This window comes from Floridaenema fluviatile BLCC-F154 (assembly GCF_041929135.1).
In the GTDB taxonomy this organism is placed as follows: domain Bacteria; phylum Cyanobacteriota; class Cyanobacteriia; order Cyanobacteriales; family Aerosakkonemataceae; genus Floridanema; species Floridanema fluviatile.
This window is the reverse complement of sequence record NZ_JBHFNS010000094.1, coordinates 181,617-204,219: the sequence shown is the minus strand read 5'-3', so window position 1 is coordinate 204,219 and position 22,603 is coordinate 181,617. Positions and strand designations below refer to the sequence as shown.

Here is a 22,603-nt window from a genome sequence, read left to right as displayed (position 1 = left end):
TTTAATACTATATACTATTAGGAGAGAATTTACCACTATCTTAGTATTACATATCCCTAAGTTTTCAAAAACTAACTTTACACATAACTTTTCAAACCGGATTTTTTCTAAAATCAGATCCAGTAACTTAAAAACTAACCCATGAATAACAACCCGGCTAGCGACTTGGCAAGTCAAATTTTGGAGAGAGAAAATCAGGAGAAACAAGCTATCGCCCTCCTACTTGACCGATATTTGGGCAGAAACGACCAAATTTTGGTACAAAAAATCGAAATGGGGGGAAGTGAAGCTTATATTGGTTCCGTTACTCTGGAATGGTTCGCCAGTCGCGTTCGTTTTGCTTCTCGCTTACCTTTGCTGCGGCAAAAGTTCGACACCCACACGGAAAATGTAGAAATTGACGCGGAAAGCATTGAGGAAATTCAACAACGTCCGTTAGATTGGACTCGCCAAGCTTCTCTGGCGCAATATTTAGCAGCAAGAAAACATCACAAATTTCCCCCAGTTTTAGTAGTAATTAATCAACCTTGGGTCGATATTCCTCATGCTAATGAATGGAATAATCAGGGAAGGGCGATAAAATCTGCTGCTAACTTTATGCCTTTGGATAAAGATAATAAAGTCGGTTTATTGGATGTTTCTCCTGATGTGACAATCTTCGCTTTGGATGGTCAACATCGCTTAATGGGCGTGCAAGGTTTGATGGAATTATTGCAAACTGGAAAGCTTCCTCGTTATAAAAAAGATAAGAAACCTTCGGGTAGCGTGATTACTATTGAAGATTTGCGGGAACAGTATCAAGTTGATCCGGTTTATTTGCAAAATTTGGCTAAAGAAAAGATTGGGATTGAGTTTATTTCGGCGGTGATTCCTGGGGAAAGTTATGAGGAAGCTAGGCGGAGAGTGCGATCGATCTTTGTTCATGTTAACTTAATGGCAGTACCTTTAACTAAAGGACAATTAGCCCAATTAGATGAAAATGATGGGTTCTCAATTGTGGCGAGAAAAGTTGCGGTTACTCATCCTTTATTGAAGGATATTAAAGGCAGAAATCCTCGCGTTAATTGGGATAGTGCAACTGTTGCTGCTAAGGCTACTGTGTTAACAACTTTGCAAGCACTTAAGGAGATGTCGGAACGGTATTTGCAGCATAAATTTCCCCATTGGAAACCTTTAGAAAAAAAGGGTTTAATTCCTTTACGTCCTGAAGATGAGGAGTTGGAAGCGGGAATAGAAAGTTTTAAAGCGGTGTTTGATAATTTGGCGAATCTGCTGAGTTTTGAACGGTTGGAATATGGGGGAACGGAAACTACTGATTTGCGCCGTTTTAGTTTTGAAAAACCTGCTGGTGAGGGTAATTTATTGTTTCGTCCGGTGGGGCAAATTGCTTTGTTTCAAGCTTTGGGAATTCTGGTTTTTAAAAAGGGTTTTTCGTTAGAATCGGTGTTTGAAAAGTTACAAAAGTATGATGCTGATGGGGGTTTTAGTAATATGGAAAGTCCTCAATCTTTGTGGTATGGGATTTTATTTGATGCTAATAAAAAGCGGGTTTTGGTGTCGGGGAGGGATTTGGCGGCGAAGTTAATTGTTTATTTGGTTGGCGGGGTTGAGGATGATATGGAACGGGCGGAAATTCGTCGCGCTGTGGCGGAGGCGAGGACGGTTGAGGATCGTGCGATCGGTTTTAATGGCAAGTTTGTGGAACCTCGAAAGGTGGGGTTGCCTGTTTTGTTGAGTTAGGGTTTTTTATAAAGGTATGTAGTTGGGCTTTAGCCCTCTTATGCCAGGTAAATTAAGAGGGCTAAAGCCCAACTACGTACAAAGAATAAGACTAATCTTATAACTAGCAATACATTATGGGAGGTTGAAAAATGGTTACTACTCAGAGGAATCAGGGTAATCAATTGGCAACTTTGACTGTTACTTGGGAGAAGTTACCTGATGATTTTAAGTTGGAAGATAATCCTGTGGAAAATACTGGGCAACCTTTAATTGCAGGGGCGTTACGAGAAAGTTTGGAATTGGTAGGATTTATTAAATCAGAAATGTTAATTGCTGCCAATTTTGGTCTTTGCGCTACTGTTAATGGTGAGTTGGTGATTAAAGCGCCGGATTGGGTTTTTGTTCCTGCGGTTTTAGCTGGGGAATCGGAGGGCGATCGCAAAAGTTACACTCCTAATTTAGAAGGCGAAAATCCCTACGTTGTGATGGAGTTTCTCTCAGATACCGATGGCGGAGAATATTCGGTTAAACCAACTTTTCCCCCTGGAAAATGGTTTTTTTACGAACGTATTTTACAAGTTCCAATTTATGTGATTTTTGCCCCTGCAACCGGACTTTTAGAGTTGTATCGCTTACAAAATGGACGCTATGAATTAGAATTTCCTGATGAAGAAGGTCGTCATTGGTTAGCAGAAATGAATTTGTTTTTAGGAGTTTGGCGAGGTAAAAAAGAAGAACGAACAGGTTATTGGTTACGCTGGTGGGATGCAGCCGGAAATATTTTACTTTGGGCGGTGGAATTGGTAGAACAGGAACGTCAACGCGCCGAACAGGAACGCCAACGCGCTGAACAAGAACATCAACGCGCTGAAAAATTAGCTGAATACCTACGTTCTCAGGGAATTAATCCTGATGAAATTGCTTTGTGAGTAATCACAATTAAAACTTTTGTGGGATGGGCATCTTGCCCGTCCAATCCTACAAAAATCTACTTAAATTAAATTCTCCTTCCGGCTGATTTTTTTGATCTCTTTCGGAAATCATCATTAACAGCAACCTCTCGGTATAATCAACTGCACCTCGCAATTCTTCTTGCAAAATTTCTAATCCGCCATTGGCGTATTCTTCAAAAATTGCAATGCGTGTTTCTTCTGCTTCTGCGTCATTGGGGGAAATAATATTAATGTCTTTTGTTTCGGATATGGCTAATAATTTGATTAGTCTATCATAACCTCTAGAAATGAATATCTCTTGCGCGATCGCACCCGGTTCTTTTTTAGAAACTTCCTGCAAAGCAACCCGTTTCTTCCTTTTTGCACCTAAAGCAGCGGCAAAGGCGATCGCATCTGCATAAGTTTGAAATGGCCCAGTTGTATCATTTCCCAAAGTTAAAGCTTTTACTAAATCAGCTTTATCTTTCCCAACTCTAACACGATTTGCACCCATTTTAATTACTCAGTCCACAAAAGTTTAATCCGTTTTTGAAAACCGCCTCGTTCGTTTCGACGGCGTATTTGTTCGGCAATAATTAATTCCCGATTAATCCCGTAAGTTTCTATAATTGTATCTATAACTTCATATATATCAGCTAATTCTGTAATTAAATTTTGTTCCTCAGCTACCGCTATTTCTTGCGCTTCTTCAACTACTTTCTGGCGCAAAGCTTCCCGATATTCAGATTCAGCAAGCGTTAAAGTTTCACATTTCAACCCACTTTGTTGAATGATTTCAGGAATTTTATCTCTTACCAGCTTATGATATTCTTTTCGCATCCAAATTTCTCCTTTACATTTGGTTAAAAGTTTGTATTAACCAACGATTGATTTCATTATCTTTCTGAGTTTTCCGACGTTGCAACGCTTCATTAATTACTGATAAACTTAACCCTGGCAACACCAAGGATTGATGAATTTGTCCACTGCGCCCTTCAGAAATAGAAAAACCTATTACTTCACCTGCTTTAGCATTATTTACCCAATATTCTCTTACTCCTGCTTGTTCGTAAAGTAAGCGTTTAAAGCCTAAATCATCACTAAGAGTTGTCGATCCAACTTCTAAAACTAAGGTTGGAGGATCGTACTCATTTAAATCTACAGGTGAATCACTTTCAGGAGGTATTCTTAATCCTGAACCTATATAAAAAGAAGAATCAGGTTGAAATTCTCTTATCCCTTCTTTTCTGTAACTGGTATTGGTTAAACTGACAATTTCAATATTTTTCAATGTGGCAAATATGGTAATCACATTGGCAACTAAAGAATTTTGCCGTCCATGACGAGAACCAAGTGCTGCCATTTCAATCCTCATGTAACCTTGATGATAATAAAACCTTGCCTTTTCATATTCCGGGTTATCAGCTAACTCTAAAAACTCTTCCCAAGTTGCCTTTACCCAGGTATCAGTAGCGAAAGTAGAACTAGAAACCATAATCCACCTCCGTAATTTCTGTGTATTCAAATTCGTTCGGACTTTGCCTAATTAAAGGATAATTTTTACCACCTAAATTAATGATATCCTGTTCGCAATCAGGTTTAGAAGAGTAATAAGTTAACACATATTCTCTACCAATTCTATTAGTAATTTCTTCAGCGACTTCACCTCGCCATTGAGTTTTCGTCACCAAAACTACTAATTGATTTGCTAATTGGGGAATGATTTTGGCAATTTGGCGGCGATAGATTTCATCTAAACTACCGAAAGGGGAATCCATGACGATCGGAAAAGTGCTACTATCAGGCACCATCATTTCCTCTTTACTCCATTCTCGCACGCGATCGATAATTCCCCCAATAAATGAGAGACTGAGAATTTGATTCTCTCCCGTTGAAGCACCAACTAACGCTTCTTTCCCCGATGTATTTTCAATCAAAGTTAGTTCGTACTTTTCACTTAGTTTGGGAATATAAGCTTTAAAGGAAATTGAACTAAAAATTTCCTGCACCCGCTTTTCTAACTGACTGCGAAAATGCTGATCTAACCGAGATTTATACTCATTTAATCGGGAAATAGCATCTTGAGTTGCAGCAATTCTTCGTTGCGCTAACAATTGTTTCTCTTCGTTAGATTGCTGCTTAGTAATCTGTTTAACTAGCACATCAATTTCTGCTTTTAAGTCGGATATTTTTTGCTTATTCTCTCCCTCTTCTAAAGTTAATTCCCGAATTTTACTTTCAATTTCATCCAGTCGCTTTTGTAAGTTACGAATTTCTTCAGCGGGGTTTTTGCGTAACTGTTCGCTAATACTTTCTAACTGCGTTTCTATTTGGAAAATTTCTTGGCGAAATTGGTTAATACTCGCCTGTTCTTTGTCCACATCTTCCCAAAAACTAATCGCTTGTTGATCAATTTCATCTACTTGTGTACTAATGCGAATTGCTGTTTCTTCAACTGCTGCAATATTAGCTTTATCCAACCAACTGCTAACGTTTTCATGAAAATGCGTACCATCGCTTAAATCTGCACCGCAAATACAACGCTGAGAATTAAGTAACTGATGAATAAATTCACGGGAAATTCCCGCAGTTAATTCACCTCTCTGTTTTAAATCTTCAAGAATTGTGCGAAATTCAGCAGTTAATTCTGGCAATAAAACAGTATAACCTTTGTTAGAAATAGCACGATTCAACGCTTCCTTACTTTTTTTCAATCTCTCTCTGCTAGCAGTTTTTTGTGCTTCTAATTCTTTGCGTCTTTCTTCTAAATCTTTCGCGCCGCTAATATCTCGAAAGCGGGTACTAGTTTCTCGCTTCAGTGTTTCTTGGTGGGCTAATTCTTGAGAAATTTCGGCTTGGCGATTTTCTAAACGTTCAATTTCTTTTTCTTTCTGCTGCTGTTGTTTTAATAGTTGTTTTGTTTCCGTGTCGCCAATAGTTTTTAACTCATCTTCCAAACTTTTCTTAGCTTCTCCCAAATGTTTGATAGAACGATTTAAAACTTCCACACCTAACATAGTTTTAGTTGCTTCGGCAATTTCAATTTTATTATCAGAACGAACGATTCTTTCAATTCGTTCTCCATCAAAAAAGAAATATTGATGCAAGCTTTCGGGTAAAATTTTGCCAATAATATCATCAGGTTGTTCTGTAGGAAGTTTCCAATTACCGTCATCGCCAGCAATTTGCATATACAATTTGCTTTCACCTTGTTCAATAATTTCGCCTTTATAACCGCGACATTCGCGTTTAGCGCGATAGCGTTTTTGGAAGTGTTCCCAAACAATTTCTACCCAGCACTCCACAACATCTCCAGAGTTAGCTTCTGATATTGCTCTTTTATTTACTAAGTATTCTTCCGAAGCAAAAGCCGCTGTAAATTTGTTATATAAAACCCAAGTAAAAGCATTGAGTAAAGTAGTTTTTCCTGAACCATTATTCCCGTGAATAATTGTGGTATTTTGTTCCTCTCCATAAGCAAAGGAAATTTCTGGACTCTTGCCATAAAAACAGCGAAAATTACAAAGTTTGATGGAAATTAACCTCATCGAATTACATCCTTAACGATGAGTAAAATGTCTTCATTAATTTTATAAGGTGTTTTCATATAAAGCTTATCTTTTTCCGCTTGTCTCACCCTATCAATGATTTGTCGCACTTCTGGCGGCGCAGTGGTAATTGGTTCTTGTACATAACTCAGGTTGAGTTCTTCGCTCATCTTTACTGCTACTCTGAAATTGGTAATCTTTTATCAATCTATTGTATTTGCTCAGGATTCTAAACAGTAAAATTACTAATTTACTTAATCTGCTTGCTTGAATTCCCACGTAGGACAGGCAAGATGCCTATCCTACGCAATTTTTCTCAAATATCTAACAACCCATATCGCTTTTGCAAACTGAGTAATTTCATCCTTGCTTCCCCTGCATTCACCGCCAAATCAGCAAATTCCACCAAGCGGCGCAACTCTTTTCTTAACAGATTCCTTTCCACTTCCAAAGTTTCCCGGTCTAATTCTGGAGGTAGCACAATCATATCGAATAAAGTTGCCCTTTGTTTGCCGGAATAAGGACGCAAAATTCGTCCGCGACGTTGAATAAATTGCCGGGGATTGTTACTACTTGCTAAAATTACTGCATTTTCAATTGCCGGAATATCCACCCCTTCATCCAAACAACGAATCGCCACCAAACCTTGTAATTCTCCAGATTCAAATTGTCGCCGCAAATCTTCCCTTTCATCCAAAGGAGTTTCCGCTGTGTAAGTGCTGACTCGATAGCCTAACTCCGTTCCCAAAATCTTTGTCACCGCCTTGAGTTGGCGCGTACTTTCCACCGAACCATCCCCACAATAAAATAAAGTGTGAGAAGTTTCCAAACGGTTAGCCATTAAGTTTCGCAACGCTTTTAACTTATTCGCTGCTGCACCAATTAATCTCGCTCTTTGAATTAACAAAGGTGTCAAATCTTCATTTTCTTCATCAGAAATAGCAGATGTTTTTCCTTCCTGTTGACGATACAGTAACGCCCGTCCAATTTGGCGAGTTAACTTAATATAACTCCGGGTTTCTGTTTCGGTGAGTTCGACTAAGATTGGATGATAAAAATAAGGAACTAAAGCGCCTGCTTGGATGGCATCTTTTAAATTAAATTCTGGTTGCAAAACTGTGCCAAAATAGTTAAATAGAGATTCTGTGCCCAAGTCGTCAAAGTGTCTTTCGGGAGTGGCGGAAAGTGCGAGTCTTAAACCGATTTGTCGAGGCAAACTTTCCTCTAATTTGGGAGCACCTAAGTTATGGGCTTCGTCGCCGATGATTAAACTTTTTTCCGGGAAGTACTTAAGTTGAGATTGAAAACCTTCGCTGATTAAAGTGGCGTTGGTGGTGATTATTGTGAGGAAGGGTTGTTTTTGCGATCGCACATTATATAATTGAGTTGAAAGTTTATCTTGCCAACGTCGCAAATTCTCAAAAGCCAAAATTGGCGACAAACCAAACTTTTCACATTCTCGCGCCCATTGGGTGACTAAATGGCGAAAAGGACAGACAACTAACAAAACTTGTAATCCAATTTTTTGGTAAAGTTCGCTAGTAATTGCTAAAGCGGTAATCGTTTTTCCACTACCCGTCGCCATTTTTAAAGTGCCTCTCCCTTGGTTAGCAAACCAAGATTCTACCGCTTGTTTTTGGTAAGGGCGCAATTGCAAAGAGTCAGGAATTTTCGGACATCCCGATAAAGGTTGTTTCCCTTCGAGGTGATAAGTTCCTTTAGTAGATGATACTTTTAAAAGTTGGTTGACTGGAAGTAAAGTTTCAATTGAAATTCGGTCATTTGTCCGCTTTTCTACTTTATAAACACCCTGAGAATTCGCTTTCACAGTTTTATCGCCCTTACCCATTTTATTTATTGTAATCGAGAATCAGCAAATTTTATATTTTTGCTAACGCCTCCCTAATCGCCCTTTCTTTTTGGGGGTCATTTCCTTGGGCGTATTCAATGGGAAAAGGTACTACAATATCGGGAGTTACACCCTTTCCTTCTAGACGTTGATTTTGATCGACATAAACATCTGCAATTGCGACATAAAGCAAGGTTCCATCTGCTAATAAAAATGGTCTACCTGCGACTACTGCACCAGCAGTTTTAGTGCCAACTACAGGCCCAAGTTGGGATTTTTGAAAGCCATAAGCTATGATTTCTTTGGCGCTGCGACTGCCTGCATTTACTAACATTACTATTGGCTTTTTCCAGTGAGAATAATAAGTGTAGCGTCTCCCATTGCGGTTGATATTAGTTAAGGAAAAACCTGGTTGTGCTAAAAAGATATTTAAAGCACCCATTGGCGCACCACCCCAACCATCGCGCAAATCTAAAACTAAGGCATCTGCATCTTTTAAACGCCCATAAATTAAGTCATCTTCTAATTGTTGCTGATATTGGTCGCCAGCATAAGACCAAATGTGAACATAACCGATTTTTTTGCCTTCTCTTTCAATTATTTGAGTACTAGCTATTTGAGCATCCAAAAACATGGTGGTTGTATCAAACATTTTCGGCGTTACGGTAATCTCCTGCTGGCTATTAGCATTAGCTTGACGCTGAATTTTTAGAGTGACTTTTTGTCCTGCTTTTCCCGCGAATGATTGAATAGGATGAAATGGTTCATTGTTAGCAGTAATGATTTCGTCACCTATTTTTAATCCGGCTTTAGCTGCGGGACTTCCGTCTAAAATTGTGTTAATAAAAGTTTTGTTGTTAAGGTTTTTGGTGTAAATGCCGATATCGCTGTATTCAATCTTTCCCGATGGGAATATTGGTTTTAATTGCTTTTGTAATTCTTGATTCATCGGGGCGAAAATGCCCAAAATTTGAAAGTAAGCTGGCTCATTTTTGGTGTAAAATCGAGTGTGAGAGGTGTTTAATTCTCCCAACATTTGATTGATGATAACTGCTGCTTCGTCGGTTGTTTTAGTTTTGCTAATTTGAGGAGCATATTTAGATTGCATTGCTTTCCAATCTATGCCATTAAATTTCGGGTCGTAAAAGTTATTGTTAACAGTTTCCCAGACAGCATTAAAAGTTTTGGACTGGGTAGCCAGCATTTGGGGAATGACTGGAGAAATTAGCCAGCTAAGGAGTAAAATAGAGATGCTAAATAAAATGATTAAAGCTGAGTTTCTCTTCCTGATGAGTTTGAATCTTTTCATCTCTGTCTATTTATAGCTATGTTGCCTAATTCTAATAAATTTTCTCCATAACTGCTTTCAGTTATAATAAAGTACTTCTTCTTCTTTCTTCGTGTCCTTCGTGTCTTCGTGGTTCAAAATTAATTAAGTTAAAGGTAGTTTAGAAAATGTCTAATAAGGTCAAATACTTGCTACTGGGTTTATTGGTAATTGGCATAGCTACTTGGTTTAGTCATTCTTATAATTTTGCGATGATGGGGTTGACTACTTTTTTAATTGCTTATCTTTCTAAGGGGATGCGGCGTTATCGATCGCAAAATCCCCACTCCCAAGATGAATAAATTTTTTACCACAGATGTCCACAGATGAACACAGATGAACACAGATGTAGATATGTATTTATTGTGGGGATGCGGGGCGATCGATCGCCAAATCCCCACTCTCAAGATGAATAATTTTTTAGAACGCAGATAAACCGCAGATGAACGCAGATGAACGCAGATGTATATCTAGATTTACTGTGGGTTGATTGAGATTTTTTTGCTTTCAAATTCGACAATTTGGAGAGAGGAGAAAATTAGTTTTATCTTCTCCTCTGCGCCTTTTCCTAAAGTGCGTCGGTGACTATTTGTTGTGCTTCTTGCAAGATTTGTTCTAGGTGATTTTCGCTTTGAAAACTTTCGGCATAGACTTTATAAACGTTTTCTGTGCCGGAAGGACGTGCCGCAAACCAACCGTTTTCTGTGGTTACTTTTAGTCCGCCTATTGAGGCATTATTTCCAGGCGCTTTGGTAAGTTTTGCTGTGATTTGATCTCCTGCCATTGTCGCTGCTTTCACATCTTCGGGGGAGAGTTTACCCAAGCGTGCTTTTTGTTCGGGAGTGGCGGGTGAGTCGATGCGTTTGTAGTAAGGTGTGCCTAAACGTGCGGTTAAATCTTGATAATGTAAGCCTGGATCTTTTCCGGTTTTGGCGGTGATTTCTGCGGCTAACAAATCCATGATAATTCCGTCTTTGTCGGTTGTCCAAACTGTACCATTTTTGCGTAAAAAAGATGCTCCAGCACTTTCTTCTCCGCCAAATCCAAAGGAACCGTTTAATAAACCGTCAACAAACCATTTGAAACCTACTGGTACTTCGCTCAGTTTGCGGTTGATTTCTTTGGCTACCCGATCGATCATACTACTACTAACTAAAGTTTTCCCGATCGCACTTTCTCCCGACCAACCTGTACGATTAGTAAACAAATACCAAATAGCTACAGATAGGAAATGATTTGGATTCATTAATCCCACACTAGGAGTCACAATTCCATGTCTGTCGGAATCGGTATCATTACCAAAAGCGATGTCATAATCATCTTTAATTTTGACTAAACTCGCCATCGCATGAGGTGAAGAACAATCCATGCGGATTTTACCATCCCAATCTACGGTCATAAACCGGAAAGTTGGATCTACGGTATTATTAACCAAGGTAATGTTTAGGTTGTAGCGATCGGCAATTGGTTGCCAATAAGCTATATTAGAACCACCCAAAGGATCGGCACCAATGCGAAGTCCTGCCGATCGAATTACATCAATATCAACCACATTTTCTAAGTCATTGACGTAGGGAGTAATGAAATCATAAAAATGAGTTGTTGATGCTTTCAACGCCGCTTCATAAGAAATTCGCCGCACATCCCGATTGTTATTTGCTAACAATTCATTCGCTCTATCTTGCACCCATTTAGTAATTTCTGGTTCCGCAGGGCCTCCAGAAGGGGGATTATATTTAAAACCGCCATCAGAAGGGGGATTGTGCGAAGGTGTGATGATAATTCCATCTGCCAAACCAGTAGTTTTGCCTTGGTTGTAAGTGAGAATGGCATAAGAAACCACCGGAGTTGGCGTAAACTGAGCGTATCCTTCCCCAGCTGCAATGTAAACCTCTACGCCGTGCGCCGCTAACACTTCCAATGCGGTCTTTTGCGCGGGTGCAGAAAGAGCGTGAGTATCCATTCCCATGTACAATGGGCCATTAATGCCCTGACTGTGGCGATATTCCACCACAGCTTGGGAAACGGCGAGAATGTGGTCTTCGTTGAAAGTCCCGTTGCTGGAAGAACCCCGATGTCCCGAAGTGCCAAAACTTACCTTTTGCAGCGGATTTGCAGGGTCGGGATGAACTGTGTAATAGTCATCTAAAAGTTTAGCAACATCAATCAAAATGTCGTCTGGCGCAGGTTTTCCCGCCAACTGATTCACTTTTTCTTCCGCTGTTTGCATTTTGCCCTCTGTCCAAATCCCATCATGTTTTTCATGTAAAGAATAGCTCGAAATGTCCCTGCCTGGAGTGTGGCAGCTAACTTTGCTAACCTTTCCTCGTTCTTCCTTCGCGTCCTTCGCGTCTTACGTGCTACGCACACGCTACGCGAACGCGGTTCAAAAAAAAGATGGTGCGTTACGTTGCACTAACGCACCCTACTTGCTTACGGAAGTTCTATGCCATAAGAAGTGCAAATCTCCCGCAGTTCTCGCTTGTAGCGTTCTCTGACGCTATCAGGCGCGACAATGACGCAATCTTTGCCGTAACGCAGCAACTCCCGAATCAGCCAGAAGGGGTTGACGACTCGCCGCACGACTTGGCGAATGTCTCCCAAAACTGTGTTTTCTAGGTCTTCGTCAGGTCTGGGCTCATAGGCATTGGCTAGCCCTCGATAAAAATGTAAGTACACTTTGAGCGAGTCTAATTCTCCTTTCCATACACCGGGAATGGGTTCAATATGCAAAATGCGATCGAACCTTAAGCAACGATTGTGCCAAATTTCCGGCATATCGGGGCTGTCGAGTTCTGCTTCTGCGGTTTCTTCGCACCAAATTTGTAAGTAGAAACGTTTTTCGTAGAAGCGAACTTCTGCATAACGAACTGTGTACTCTAACTCCTGACCTTTGGCGTTACGGTAGCGGAGGCGGAACGGTTGTCGATCGCTTTTCAGTTGGTCTATTTGGTTGCGCCAATCTTGGATCGGTTGATGCAACTGTTGCAGCAGTGCTTGACGCAGGGGTGGGTCTAGGTTGCCTTGGTTGATTAAAAGTGCATTTACGATTTCGGCTTTTTCGACGTGACCTGCATCAATCAAGGCTTTTCTGGCTTGTAGTAAAGCATCTACCTGCTTTGCGTCCAAGCTAAAAGCTTCTTGACCAACGTGGAGTTGTTGTTGGGCGATCGCCACCACCAACCCCGATGGGCTGGGACTTTTGCCCCAAAAGATACCTAGACGGCGTGCGATCGTCTCTAGTTGTTCTTTGGTTCCTGGTGGAACTGAAAGTGTAAGTGCTTCTTTTTTGCGAGACATTTACAAAATATACATTGACTTTTGAATTTGATGTGCTATTCTATATTTATTGTAAATGTAAAAGCTTAATTCTGAATGCCGAAAGTATCCCAGAGGCTTATGGAAGTTCCCCTTTCCATCTGGAGCATATACTTCTAATAAATAAAGCTCACCCTAAAATTGATTGGGAGTTGGAAATGCAGAGTATCAAATTACGTTCTCACGTTGGTTCAGATGGAATTTTACAGCTGCAAGTCCCCGTTGGTCATGCTGACAAGGACATAGAAGTAATTGTAATTTACCAAGCTGTCGAGGCTGATTCAGCGAAAACACCAGAAGAATTGGGATGGCTACCGGGTTTTTTTGAACGCACAGCTGGATCGATTCCTGATTTAGAACGTCCTCCCCAAGAAGAACTCCAGCAACGGGAGCCATTGGAATGATTTACTTGCTGGATACCAATGTTTGTATCCATCATCTCAAGTTTCCCAACTCAATAGTTACTCGCAGGCTGAGAACACTTCGTCCTACGGATGTAGCTGTGTCTGCTGTGACTAAAGCTGAACTTTTCTTTGGTGCAATGCGGAGCAACAATCCCACACAAGCATTGAGAAGTCAGCAAGAATTTTGGTCACAGTTTGTGTCTCTACCGTTCGACGATCAAGCAGGTTTTATTCACGGTCGAATCCGCGCTCAGTTGACTAGTCAAGGAACTCCAATCGGTTCTTATGACTTAATGATTGCTGCGATCGCTCTAGCAAACAACCTGACTCTAGTTACACATAATACCCGTGAGTTTGAGAGGGTTGAGGGTTTGGCGATCGAAGATTGGGAAACCGAATAATAAAGCGTAAATTTATAACTTGGAAGTCTAATTGTGAATACTAACTCTATCACACTTAAACCTGTTTACTCTTGTCCAGCAACGGAAGTGCCAGAGGATGTTAAGCTACCGGAAAATTGGTTTCTTTCCTGGCATCAAGCGGAAACTTTTAAAGCTTTGAGCGATCCGAATATTGATGTTATCCTCAACAGTGCAATGACAGGTGATGGAAAGAGCCTCGCTGCCTATTTGAAAAGTTTGCTGGAGTATTATTGTGCGATCGGACTTTATCCCACCAACGAACTAGCACGCGATCAAGAAATCCAAATTAATAGTTATATTGAAACATTTAAACCAGAACACTCTCCACGCACTAACAGATTAAGTAGTTTAGAATTAGAAATTTATGCGGAAACTGAAGGTTTAAAAAAGGCAGGTGCGATCGCTACTCGTACCGGACAATCAGAAATTTTAGTTACTAATCCAGATATACTTCATTATATTTATCGGGGTGCTTACGTCCTCAAAGACGATAACCCTGATAAAATGTGGAGTCGAATTGATAGAAATTTTGACTTATTTATATTTGATGAATTTCACGTTTTTGGCGAACCGCAAATTGCTAGCGTAATTAATACGATGTTGCTAATTCGCTATACTAGCGGCTTAAATCGGCAAAGTGGCGATCGCAAAAAATTCCTGTTTCTTTCAGCTACACCCAATACCCAATTAATCGAACGCTTAGAAAAAGCTGGATTTCGTTGTTATGCGATCGATCCAATTGCACAAAACAAATACCAATTCCCAGAAACATCGGCATTACAACAACAACTAAAAGCAGAAAATTGGCGAGAGGTTGCCAGGGAAATCAAATTAAATTTTGTGCCTTTGGAATCTGCTGCTAAGGCTTCGGAAACTTGGCTGCGAGAAAATAGCAATTTGATTTTGGCTCATTTTCAACAGCATCCAGGTAGTAAAGGCGCAATTATCCTTAACTCAATAGCCGCAGTAAAACGGCTGATTCCGTTTTTTCAAGAACTTTTACAACCTTACGGTTTAACTGTTGGGGAAAATACTGGATTATCGGGGAAGGGAGAAAAAGAGCGATCGCTCAATGCTGACTTAGTTCTTGGCACCAGTACAATTGATATTGGAGTTGATTTTAAAATTAATTTTCTGATTTTTGAATCATCAGATGCGGGGAATTTTATTCAGCGTTTAGGAAGGTTAGGCAGACATGATGGTTATCAAAAAAATGGTGTTCAAATCAAATTTGATGGGTTTACTGCTTATACACTTGTACCCAATTTTCTGGTAGAACGGTTGTTTGATGGAGATGCGCCACCTTTGCAAACAGAAGGAATTTACGATCGCATTTTCCTCAACAACACAATTCGGGAAAAATATCGCCAAATTAATGATTTTCGCGGTTACTATTCCCGATGGGGTGCAGTGCAATCATTTCGGTTATGTTGGGATTTGGGAGATGCCAAAATTAAACAGCAATATGCCGAAAGTCGGGAGAAATTTCAACAAGCTTGCGAACAAGTTTTTGATACAAGTTTGCGGAAAGTCGCCGGAAAAATTAACGGTTGGGCAAAAGAATGGAATCAACTTTCTGGGAAAAAAGGTAATCCCATTGCAGATGATGCTTGTAGTTTTCGCGGTTCTAGTCCTTTACAGTGTGGAATTTATGATTTAACAGAAACTAGCGAAATCGATCGCTTTAAAACTTACGATTTACCGGGAATTCTCAGCAATTTGGAAATAGAACTTTGGACAGAAGCAGGGTTTATGCGATCGCTTCAGCAAACCGCCCAACGCACAGGACAACCAATTCCCAAAGGACGCTTTTCCCACTGTCTAGCATTTATGAAGTTGCACAATTATCGGGAAGAGCGATCAAACTGGAAATTTGCTTATCCCGGAGATTTGACACCAATTGCTGATGCTTGGAAAGTTCAAGTTCTGACTGGCGTTGAAATTTGGCAACCTGACAACCGTTGGGCAACCGAAATCAACAAACGTCTGAGAAAGGAAGGCTTAGTTTGTTACGTCATTCGTCGCCCAGTCAGCGAAGTAAGGATGCGGCTAAGGCTACCAATGCACTTTCAAATTTATCCCATCAGCGACAACTACAGTTTTCACGATGCGATCGCACCTTATTCTGTAGCCTTCGGGCAAAGTGCGTTACTCCTAGATACCCTTGCTTATCGCTTTAAAAGTGAAGGAGGCGAATTATGGATCGCTTAGTTTCAATCCCTGATAGGGATTATGAGACGAAACAAGGGAAGAAGCTTGCGGCAATAAGCCCAGACCTATTCGTTTCAATCCCTGAAAGGGATTATATGCAATCGGTACAGAGCCAACTTCTCCCAAACATCAGTTTATCATGGTTGAATACGTCAGAGGTAACTGCGTGTTGAATAAGTCTTATCTTAATGCTTAAAAAGTATTGACATCAGCTATCGCAATTACTAGCTTAGGTTTATCGAAGATCTCAAACCACACAAAGAGGTGAAACAAAATGAGAGAACCAAGCAACTTGCAACGTTTGATAACACTGCTGAGAGATAGGCAGTGGCATTCAGGCGATGAACTAGCAAGCAAAGTAAGCTGGCGTTTCGGACATACAGTGTTCGAGGCTCGTCAGAAAGGCTATGTGGTCGAGAAACGCAAAATCGGTCACAACAGATTTGAGTACCGGATGCCAGCAGTCTAGCTAATCCGATAGCTTAAGTGGGGGAGGTTCCCCGCTTGGGGAATCTCTACCTAAAAAGGAGAAGGGAAGTTGATGAGTAGCTTGCGGTAGTAAGGACAGGCGTAGGCAGTCTCCGCCCCCTGATGCAACAAAGCAGATGGCTGGTGAGAGTCACCCATACCACCTAAAACGAATGCAACAAATTTAGTTAAAACTTCCCTCTCTTTTCTTTCAAGCAAAACATTACTCTGTAAAAGATGTGTTATGAACGAGCAAAAACTATTAGAGAAAATCTCAGATGTTGCAGAGCAAATTCCATACTTAAAGCTATTAATTCTCTTTGGCTCTAGAGCTAAAGGTAATGCAAATGAAGATAGCGACTGGGATTTTGCTGTACTTTATGATCCTGAACTTCGCAAAATTCATGAAAAAAGTGGATGGGATTGGCTAAAAATTTGGTCAGTTTTAGAGACAGTATTCGACTTACCAGAAAACAAAGTAGATGTAGTCATTTTAAATGATTGCTCGAACATTATGGCTCATACTATTGCTCGTGATGGAAAACTCCTTTATGAGCGAGAATCGGGCGAATTTGAGCGATTTAAACAACAAGCTTTGATGACTTCATCTGAATTGAAAACTTTTCGAGAGCAGCAGAGAGAAAAAATTAAAGAGTCTCTCAAAGGGTTGGTAAAATGAGCAATTTTGATGCTGAGGGAATTAGCAAAAAGTTAGCTGGAATGGCAAAGCGGCTGAATTTTCTAGCAGCTTATAGAGATTTGACGCTAGAGGAATATGAGCAGGATGAAATTAGACAAGCAACCATTGAACGGTTTTTAGAACTGATTATTCAAGGTGCAATTGATATCAACAAGATACTCTTAAAGCAGGTAAAAGGAATCAGCCTCAAGAGAGATTCTGAAGCTTTAACTAATGCTGAAATCTTCAAACTAGCTGGTGAAAATGGCTTTATGTCACGAGAGTTAGCAGAGCAATTAGCAGAGTCAGGAAAATTCCGCAATGTACTAGCACATCTTTATGATGACCTACTCCCCAGTAAAGTTTATGGAGCTTTACAGCAAGCATTGATACAGTACCCCCAATATATTACAGAAATTCAAACTTACCTTGATTCAATGGAGATAGAAGATGTCGAAGAATCGTAAAAACTCAGATAATCGAAAGCAAGAGTTACCTTTATTAAAGGAAGAAACAGAATCAGATATTGAACAATTTGATGATGATTTATTCTCTGAGGATTTTGGGTTTGATGGAGATAGCGATCGCACGATCGAAATCACCCAAAGAGAACTCCTTACCCTCAAATTGCTGCGAGAAGCAATTAAAGCTCAAAATCCTGATGATTCAGTAATGGGGGATTTTGCCGAATATGTGCTGCCAAATTTGCTGAAAATAGCGATCGGAGTTACCGCCAAAGGTGGTGAATGGTTTGAGCAAAAAGAGAAAGAATTAGCAGCACAAGGGAAAACTATTAGCAGACGCAATGCTGCCGATCAATCACTCAATACTCACTTATTAAATGGCTTATTTCCTGCCAATTTAATCGAGCAACGTTTAGAAAAATTAGACACAACTATCAAGAGAATTGTGCGAGAAAGAGAACGCAGATTAGTTATTGCTGGATTCATTCTTCACGACTTTGAAAAGTTTCCTGACGCTCCCGAAGATTGCCGCAAATTATCACTAGAACAACACCGCCAAATCATAGACGAAAAAATTCGCCAACTAGGACTAAACTATTTTATTAATCCTAACAACCCAGAAGCTTATCGGGATTACATAGACGATTTGCTTTGCATGGCATATAACGCACAACGTCGCTGGGATACTAACTGGAATTTTTCCGAATTTGGGTTAAATCCAATTCTCAAAGATCGCATTCTTCGCAGTCTTTGTGACTTAACTTGTTTAGCTGATTCTCTTGCTTCTATTATCAAACATCCTCAAGATGCAGAAAATTCCAGATTAAACGAATTAATTCACAATCTCAGCGATGGTAAATTGCGATTCACTTATCACAGCATTGCTGAAAACAGAGGTGTTTTAACCAATGTAGTTAACAACACTTTGATGGAAGCTCATACTAATCTCAATGCAAAGGATTGTATCTACTACGAACCATTACTCTACTTGCCTACAGGTGTAATTTATTTAGCTAAAAAAGATGCTCTTTCCATTGATACTACTGATTTACCAAACCAAGTAGTTGCCAAAATAAAAGAGCTTTGTACAGGACAATTACGCTTACGACAAACAGGTTTTGGTCGAGATGGTAAAGGGATGAAATATGCTGAATATTATAATTTGTTTTGTAACGATCGCCAATTAATGGAAATAGCCTTAGATGCAACCCTTCGCATCTTATCTGCTAACAAAAGTTCAGTTGCTAAAAGTCGCAGCGATAACCTAATTAAGTTTCAGCAACAAGGAGTGTTATCAGCTGACTATGACTTCAAATTTGCTGATGATATCCGCATCGATCAAATTGCCGAATTTGGGGATTTAGTAAGTCGTAAAATTTGGGGTGAAAAAGTTGATAAGATTTTAAATTTACGGAAACAGAACAAAAAATTACCCGAACTTCCTAACTTTGACTTAACTCACAAAGTCGCTGAATTTTGGAAATTAACAGAATACTTACCACAAATTCGGGAAATTCAACGAATCAATGAAAGCCTGAAAGAAAACGGCTTAAAAGGTAATACTGGTGGCGTTCCTTATGAATGGTATTACCTAGCAGCAAAATATTTAGAACATCACTCTGGAATTGAAAACGTTCGAGAAAACTGTGAACAAGTAATTGCTTATATTGCTGATTTAATTGAACCAATTGTTGCACAATATGAACTAGCAGATGGTTGGAATGATTTGCGGCTTTGGGTAGAACGAGTTGTGATGTTACCAACTCAAAAAAGTGATTCTGTTACTGATAGTGTAGAGGTATTTTTGCGGGAATTAGATAATTACAATGCCGCGAAAAAATCAGGTAGAGGTAGGCAATTAATTTGCTCAATCTCTCACTCTCCTTACACTGTCACAGAACAGATGGAATCATCGGTTTTATTCACTCCGCAAGTTTACACTAACAAACAAATGTTAGGTGGTTCTAATGCCAAGCGAAACATTTCTAGTATTGCAGGTGTGGAAATGATGTTGCGGCAAATTTTGATGAATCAAACCCAGGCAGTTGGTAAGAGATTTGAAGATGGAAAATATCGCTATCTTTATTTTTACCCAACCTATTATTTCACTCCTGAAACTAACAAGTTTCTCCAAAAAGCTTATAATGGTATTGCTCAAACTCGCTTTGATACCAGCATTCGCAATCATTTTATTACTAAAGATTGGAATGCTCATTTGGAGAGAGAACGCTACCAAAATGTAGATGCTTTTTTAATTGATGAGAATCTGGAACATAAGAAAAGTTTGCCGGAAAACGATCGAGAATATAAGAGAGATCGTACCTTCAAACTTTCCTATCCTGAAGATCAAGCTTTGACATTCTATTTCATGGCATTACCGCCAGGAAAAGATCCAACTGATACCGAATCTTGGGTAATGCCAGCTTGGTTAGGTTTCACTTTTCCAATGATTTTAGATGTCAAAACTGTTGTTTCAGAATCACCTATTCCACCTTTCAACGATGGAGCAGAATTTGAAGAAAGCGTATTTCTCGATAGTGCGCCACAGGCATTTCGAGTGCTAGTGGGACGCGATCGCTTTCGCCTAGATAGCATCCTCGAAGGTTGGCAAGATCAAAACAATATCAAACATCCGGCACCTTTAAATGTTCTCACTGCTGCTTATGCAATTCATTTAGATGTTAATGCCAAGCAAGCTAAGGGAGGTTATGATGCCAATTGGGGCAGATTTACAGAATTAGCAAAGGATTTTGAAACCAGTCCTTTGTATGTTTTCAGTTACTTAAATCGTTGGGTTCGTAATCAGGGAATTGAAACAGCAAAAGTAGAAAAAATTAAGCTTTACGCCTATTATTTCTATCCCTGCTTTGACCCTTACAGCAAATTTGATTCTAATTTGGAGGAAATGATTGTGGGAGAAGAATCTCCTTTAAACCATCCGAAAAAACTCACAGAGCTTTTTCGCAAGTTTTACCGAGCAAACAAGCGATATAATCCCAAAGCTAATGCAGTTTTAAAACCAATTGATTTAGCAGCAGATACTATTCTTAAAGCTGATTCAACTGTATTTCAAGGCGAATCTTTAGTGCAGACGGTTGCTGCTGAAGTTTTCAAATTGATGGATCGAGTTCATGCTTCTACCGCAGAAGGACGCTGGGTGATTAGTAACCGTGAGGAAGAAAGACAAGCGGTTTTAGAATTTGCTCAGTATTTTGTAGTGGATGTGTTTGAGAAATCTTTTGCAGGCGATCGCGCACGTATTGCAGGTAAACAACTGAATTTAATTCGAGATACTTGTGAATTTTTGTATCGCCTCGAAGACGACAAAGAAAACCAAGCCAGAAGCGAACAAGTTACAGAAACCTCTGATGCAGAGTAACTGAATTCAGTAAGTTCATCTAGGAATGAATTTACTGAGTTTAATCAACATTATCAAATATTTCAGGAGACAAATCATGGCATTGCTCAAAACTGTTGATTCCAAGTTTTTCCACAAAGAAATTCCCTACAAACCAATGGGAAAATATGTCCACTTCCTTACCATTCGAGTTACCGAATCTTACCCATTATTTCAAACAGATGGCGAATTGAACAAAGCAAGAGTTAGAGCAGGAATTGAAAATAAAACTCCTATCAGTCGCCTTTCCATGTTCAAGCGTAAACAATCTACACCTGAACGTTTAGTTGGTCGAGAATTACTTCGTAACTACGGATTAATAACAGCCGAAGAATGCGAATACAATGTTAATTTCGCTATGGACAATCCTGATTGTATTATCTATGGATTTGCCATTGGTGATTCTGGTTCTGAAAAATCAAAAGTTGTAGTTGATACTGCCTTTTCGATCACAGCTTTCGATCGATCTCATGAATCATTTACCTTGAATGCTCCTTACGAAAATGGCACAATGGCATCTAAAGGTGAAGCTGGTTCTAAACCCGGAGAAGTAACTAGCAGAATTAACCAACAAGATCACATTCTTCCCCAAGTTTTCTTCCCTAGCATTGTGACTTTAAAAGATCCAACTGAAGCCGGATTTCTCTACGTATTTAATAACATTTTGAGAACTCGTCATTACGGAGCACAAACTACTCGTACAGGTAGAGTGAGAAATGAGTTAATTGGTGTTGTATTTGCCGATGGAGAAATTACTAGTAACCTGCGTTGGACTCAGGCAATTTATGACCAAATGAAAGCAAACAATACTCTAAATTCTCCCGATCCATTGGACGAAGATGATGTAATAGCTGCTGCAAAAACAGCAATTGAGGAGTTAATGTCTGAAGAATTTATTGTGCATACTGACTTTATTGGTGATAGCTTCAAAACTCTACTTAATGAAGTGAAAACGCTTACTGGAAGTGAGGAAGGAATCAAAGCAATTTTGCAACAAGCTGATGCAGAAGCTAAAGCTTACGCCGATAAACATATTAGTAAAAAGAAAGCAGCTGCAAAGGCAGGTAAAAAAGAATGACAATCATCTATCGCTGCACTTTAGAACTGCACGACAGCCTCTATTTTGCAACTCGTGAAATTGGTCGATTGTACGAAACGGAACCAATTTTACACAACTATGCTTTGTGCTACGCATTGGGATTAGTAGATAGTGAAACTTACTCTACTACTGTTTCTGAAGAACATTCTTATCGCTACTTTTGCCCCGAACAAGTTCCCAAATATGAGGAACATTTAACACCGCTAAATCAACAGGGAATTTATGTGACTCCCGCTAGAGCAGTTAATCATGCTGCTATTCTCAATACTTGGAAATATGCTAATAACAATTACCATGTTGAAATGGAGAAAACGCAGAAAAATATTCCCAGCTTTGGTAGAGCAAAAGAAATTGCGCCAGAGAGTGAGTTTGAGTTTTTCATCATCTCTGAAAAAACTCTAAAACTACCAAAATGGATTCGTTTAGGTAAATGGATGAGTAAAGGTGAATTAACGCTTTCTGAACTTCCAAAACCTAAACGACATCAAGAGGGAGAATTTACTTTTCCTTATCCTGTTAATCCGCTTGATGTGATGTTCACTAATCAAGTATTGAGCTATGACACTATCAATATGCCGCCTGTGAGTTTAATTCGCAATGTGCGGATGAGAGGAGAATATTACACTTTTGAAGGAATGAAAGATAGTCTGAAAATTCCGGCGCGGATGCAGTATCGTTTTAGGAATTAATATAGTCAGCCTAAATGATTTGTGAAAATGATTTTTTTGAACCGCGAAGACGCGAAGAGCGCGAAGGAAGAAGA

Annotated in this window: 20 protein-coding genes; 11 read left to right on the top strand and 9 right to left on the bottom strand. The window is 39.7% G+C overall.

Annotated features, from left to right (window positions below):
• The first annotated feature begins 141 nt into the window (after positions 1 to 141).
• Positions 142 to 1,740, top strand: coding sequence for a DGQHR domain-containing protein (locus tag ACE1B6_RS29155; RefSeq protein WP_413260810.1), 1,599 nt, complete (start codon positions 142 to 144; stop codon positions 1,738 to 1,740).
• A 131-nt stretch (positions 1,741 to 1,871) separates the two neighbouring features.
• Positions 1,872 to 2,651: a Uma2 family endonuclease gene (locus ACE1B6_RS29150; protein WP_413260809.1), complete on the top strand. Its 780-nt coding sequence runs from the start codon at positions 1,872 to 1,874 to the stop codon at positions 2,649 to 2,651.
• A gap of 49 nt (positions 2,652 to 2,700) precedes the next feature.
• On the opposite strand, the gene ACE1B6_RS29145 is transcribed toward ACE1B6_RS29150, so the two are convergent.
• From ACE1B6_RS29145 to ACE1B6_RS29115, 7 genes are all read right to left on the bottom strand, one after another.
• Positions 2,701 to 3,168, bottom strand: coding sequence for a DNA phosphorothioation-associated protein 4 (locus tag ACE1B6_RS29145; protein WP_413260808.1), 468 nt, complete (start codon positions 3,166 to 3,168; stop codon positions 2,701 to 2,703).
• A 5-nt stretch (positions 3,169 to 3,173) separates the two neighbouring features.
• Positions 3,174 to 3,494, bottom strand: a complete 321-nt coding sequence (locus tag ACE1B6_RS29140; RefSeq protein ID WP_413260807.1) for a nucleotide pyrophosphohydrolase — start codon at positions 3,492 to 3,494, stop codon at positions 3,174 to 3,176.
• A 13-nt stretch (positions 3,495 to 3,507) separates the two neighbouring features.
• Positions 3,508 to 4,149 (bottom strand): Uma2 family endonuclease, encoded by a 642-nt coding sequence (locus ACE1B6_RS29135; RefSeq protein WP_413260806.1) that lies wholly within the window; start codon positions 4,147 to 4,149, stop codon positions 3,508 to 3,510.
• Positions 4,139 to 6,202 carry an AAA family ATPase gene (locus ACE1B6_RS29130; protein WP_413260805.1) on the bottom strand — a complete coding sequence of 688 codons (2,064 nt, stop codon included), beginning with the start codon at positions 6,200 to 6,202 and terminating at the stop codon, positions 4,139 to 4,141. The genes ACE1B6_RS29135 and ACE1B6_RS29130 overlap by 11 nt, the downstream gene beginning before the upstream one ends.
• Positions 6,199 to 6,372, bottom strand: coding sequence for a hypothetical protein (locus tag ACE1B6_RS29125; protein WP_178381606.1), 174 nt, complete (start codon positions 6,370 to 6,372; stop codon positions 6,199 to 6,201). The genes ACE1B6_RS29130 and ACE1B6_RS29125 overlap by 4 nt, the downstream gene beginning before the upstream one ends.
• Positions 6,373 to 6,518: 146 nt before the next feature.
• Positions 6,519 to 8,051 carry a DNA phosphorothioation system restriction enzyme gene (locus ACE1B6_RS29120; RefSeq protein ID WP_459563121.1) on the bottom strand — a complete coding sequence of 511 codons (1,533 nt, stop codon included), beginning with the start codon at positions 8,049 to 8,051 and terminating at the stop codon, positions 6,519 to 6,521.
• Between the two features lie 31 nt (positions 8,052 to 8,082).
• Complete coding sequence (locus tag ACE1B6_RS29115; RefSeq protein WP_413260804.1) at positions 8,083 to 9,360, bottom strand: S41 family peptidase; 1,278 nt, start codon at positions 9,358 to 9,360, stop codon at positions 8,083 to 8,085.
• A gap of 146 nt (positions 9,361 to 9,506) precedes the next feature.
• On the opposite strand from ACE1B6_RS29115, the gene ACE1B6_RS29110 reads away from it, so the two are divergent.
• Complete coding sequence (locus ACE1B6_RS29110) at positions 9,507 to 9,680, top strand: hypothetical protein (RefSeq protein WP_413260803.1); 174 nt, start codon at positions 9,507 to 9,509, stop codon at positions 9,678 to 9,680.
• A 266-nt stretch (positions 9,681 to 9,946) separates the two neighbouring features.
• On the opposite strand, the gene pgm is transcribed toward ACE1B6_RS29110, so the two are convergent.
• Positions 9,947 to 11,608, bottom strand: a complete 1,662-nt coding sequence (pgm, locus tag ACE1B6_RS29105; protein WP_413260802.1) for a phosphoglucomutase (alpha-D-glucose-1,6-bisphosphate-dependent) — start codon at positions 11,606 to 11,608, stop codon at positions 9,947 to 9,949.
• A gap of 203 nt (positions 11,609 to 11,811) precedes the next feature.
• Positions 11,812 to 12,678 (bottom strand): helix-turn-helix transcriptional regulator, encoded by an 867-nt coding sequence (locus ACE1B6_RS29100; RefSeq protein WP_413260801.1) that lies wholly within the window; start codon positions 12,676 to 12,678, stop codon positions 11,812 to 11,814.
• A gap of 176 nt (positions 12,679 to 12,854) precedes the next feature.
• Between ACE1B6_RS29100 and ACE1B6_RS29095 the strand changes: the two genes are divergently transcribed.
• From ACE1B6_RS29095 to cas5d, 8 genes are all read left to right on the top strand, one after another.
• On the top strand, positions 12,855 to 13,100 hold the full coding sequence (locus ACE1B6_RS29095) for a hypothetical protein (RefSeq protein WP_413260800.1): 246 nt from the start codon (positions 12,855 to 12,857) through the stop codon (positions 13,098 to 13,100).
• On the top strand, positions 13,097 to 13,501 hold the full coding sequence (gene vapC, locus ACE1B6_RS29090) for a type II toxin-antitoxin system tRNA(fMet)-specific endonuclease VapC (RefSeq protein WP_413260799.1): 405 nt from the start codon (positions 13,097 to 13,099) through the stop codon (positions 13,499 to 13,501). Before ACE1B6_RS29095 ends, vapC begins: the two co-directional genes overlap by 4 nt.
• Before the next feature lie 33 nt (positions 13,502 to 13,534).
• Positions 13,535 to 15,733 carry a type I-D CRISPR-associated helicase Cas3' gene (cas3, locus tag ACE1B6_RS29085; RefSeq protein ID WP_413260798.1) on the top strand — a complete coding sequence of 733 codons (2,199 nt, stop codon included), beginning with the start codon at positions 13,535 to 13,537 and terminating at the stop codon, positions 15,731 to 15,733.
• A 712-nt stretch (positions 15,734 to 16,445) separates the two neighbouring features.
• Positions 16,446 to 16,880, top strand: coding sequence for a type VII toxin-antitoxin system MntA family adenylyltransferase antitoxin (gene mntA, locus ACE1B6_RS29080; protein WP_413260797.1), 435 nt, complete (start codon positions 16,446 to 16,448; stop codon positions 16,878 to 16,880).
• Complete coding sequence (gene hepT / locus ACE1B6_RS29075; protein WP_413260796.1) at positions 16,877 to 17,347, top strand: type VII toxin-antitoxin system HepT family RNase toxin; 471 nt, start codon at positions 16,877 to 16,879, stop codon at positions 17,345 to 17,347. The genes mntA and hepT overlap by 4 nt, the downstream gene beginning before the upstream one ends.
• Positions 17,331 to 20,723, top strand: coding sequence for a type I-D CRISPR-associated protein Cas10d/Csc3 (gene cas10d / locus ACE1B6_RS29070; protein ID WP_413260795.1), 3,393 nt, complete (start codon positions 17,331 to 17,333; stop codon positions 20,721 to 20,723). Before hepT ends, cas10d begins: the two co-directional genes overlap by 17 nt.
• Positions 20,724 to 20,799: 76 nt before the next feature.
• A complete protein-coding gene (gene cas7d / locus ACE1B6_RS29065) occupies positions 20,800 to 21,819 on the top strand; it encodes a type I-D CRISPR-associated protein Cas7/Csc2 (RefSeq protein WP_413260794.1) in 1,020 nt (339 codons plus the stop codon).
• Positions 21,816 to 22,529, top strand: coding sequence for a type I-D CRISPR-associated protein Cas5/Csc1 (cas5d, locus tag ACE1B6_RS29060; protein ID WP_413260793.1), 714 nt, complete (start codon positions 21,816 to 21,818; stop codon positions 22,527 to 22,529). The genes cas7d and cas5d overlap by 4 nt, the downstream gene beginning before the upstream one ends.
• Positions 22,530 to 22,603 lie beyond the last annotated feature (74 nt).

Coding starts and splice junctions, on each gene's coding strand:
- ACE1B6_RS29155 (WP_413260810.1), top strand. CDS start 142: ATGAATAACAACCCGGCTAGCGACTTGGCAAGTCAAATTTTGGAGAGA.
- ACE1B6_RS29150 (WP_413260809.1), top strand. CDS start 1,872: ATGGTTACTACTCAGAGGAATCAGGGTAATCAATTGGCAACTTTGACT.
- ACE1B6_RS29145 (WP_413260808.1), bottom strand. CDS start 3,168: ATGGGTGCAAATCGTGTTAGAGTTGGGAAAGATAAAGCTGATTTAGTA.
- ACE1B6_RS29140 (WP_413260807.1), bottom strand. CDS start 3,494: ATGCGAAAAGAATATCATAAGCTGGTAAGAGATAAAATTCCTGAAATC.
- ACE1B6_RS29135 (WP_413260806.1), bottom strand. CDS start 4,149: ATGGTTTCTAGTTCTACTTTCGCTACTGATACCTGGGTAAAGGCAACT.
- ACE1B6_RS29130 (WP_413260805.1), bottom strand. CDS start 6,202: ATGAGGTTAATTTCCATCAAACTTTGTAATTTTCGCTGTTTTTATGGC.
- ACE1B6_RS29125 (WP_178381606.1), bottom strand. CDS start 6,372: ATGAGCGAAGAACTCAACCTGAGTTATGTACAAGAACCAATTACCACT.
- ACE1B6_RS29120 (WP_459563121.1), bottom strand. CDS start 8,051: ATGGGTAAGGGCGATAAAACTGTGAAAGCGAATTCTCAGGGTGTTTAT.
- ACE1B6_RS29115 (WP_413260804.1), bottom strand. CDS start 9,360: ATGAAAAGATTCAAACTCATCAGGAAGAGAAACTCAGCTTTAATCATT.
- ACE1B6_RS29110 (WP_413260803.1), top strand. CDS start 9,507: ATGTCTAATAAGGTCAAATACTTGCTACTGGGTTTATTGGTAATTGGC.
- pgm (WP_413260802.1), bottom strand. CDS start 11,608: ATGCAAACAGCGGAAGAAAAAGTGAATCAGTTGGCGGGAAAACCTGCG.
- ACE1B6_RS29100 (WP_413260801.1), bottom strand. CDS start 12,678: ATGTCTCGCAAAAAAGAAGCACTTACACTTTCAGTTCCACCAGGAACC.
- ACE1B6_RS29095 (WP_413260800.1), top strand. CDS start 12,855: ATGCAGAGTATCAAATTACGTTCTCACGTTGGTTCAGATGGAATTTTA.
- vapC (WP_413260799.1), top strand. CDS start 13,097: ATGATTTACTTGCTGGATACCAATGTTTGTATCCATCATCTCAAGTTT.
- mntA (WP_413260797.1), top strand. CDS start 16,446: ATGAACGAGCAAAAACTATTAGAGAAAATCTCAGATGTTGCAGAGCAA.
- hepT (WP_413260796.1), top strand. CDS start 16,877: ATGAGCAATTTTGATGCTGAGGGAATTAGCAAAAAGTTAGCTGGAATG.
- cas10d (WP_413260795.1), top strand. CDS start 17,331: ATGTCGAAGAATCGTAAAAACTCAGATAATCGAAAGCAAGAGTTACCT.
- cas7d (WP_413260794.1), top strand. CDS start 20,800: ATGGCATTGCTCAAAACTGTTGATTCCAAGTTTTTCCACAAAGAAATT.
- cas5d (WP_413260793.1), top strand. CDS start 21,816: ATGACAATCATCTATCGCTGCACTTTAGAACTGCACGACAGCCTCTAT.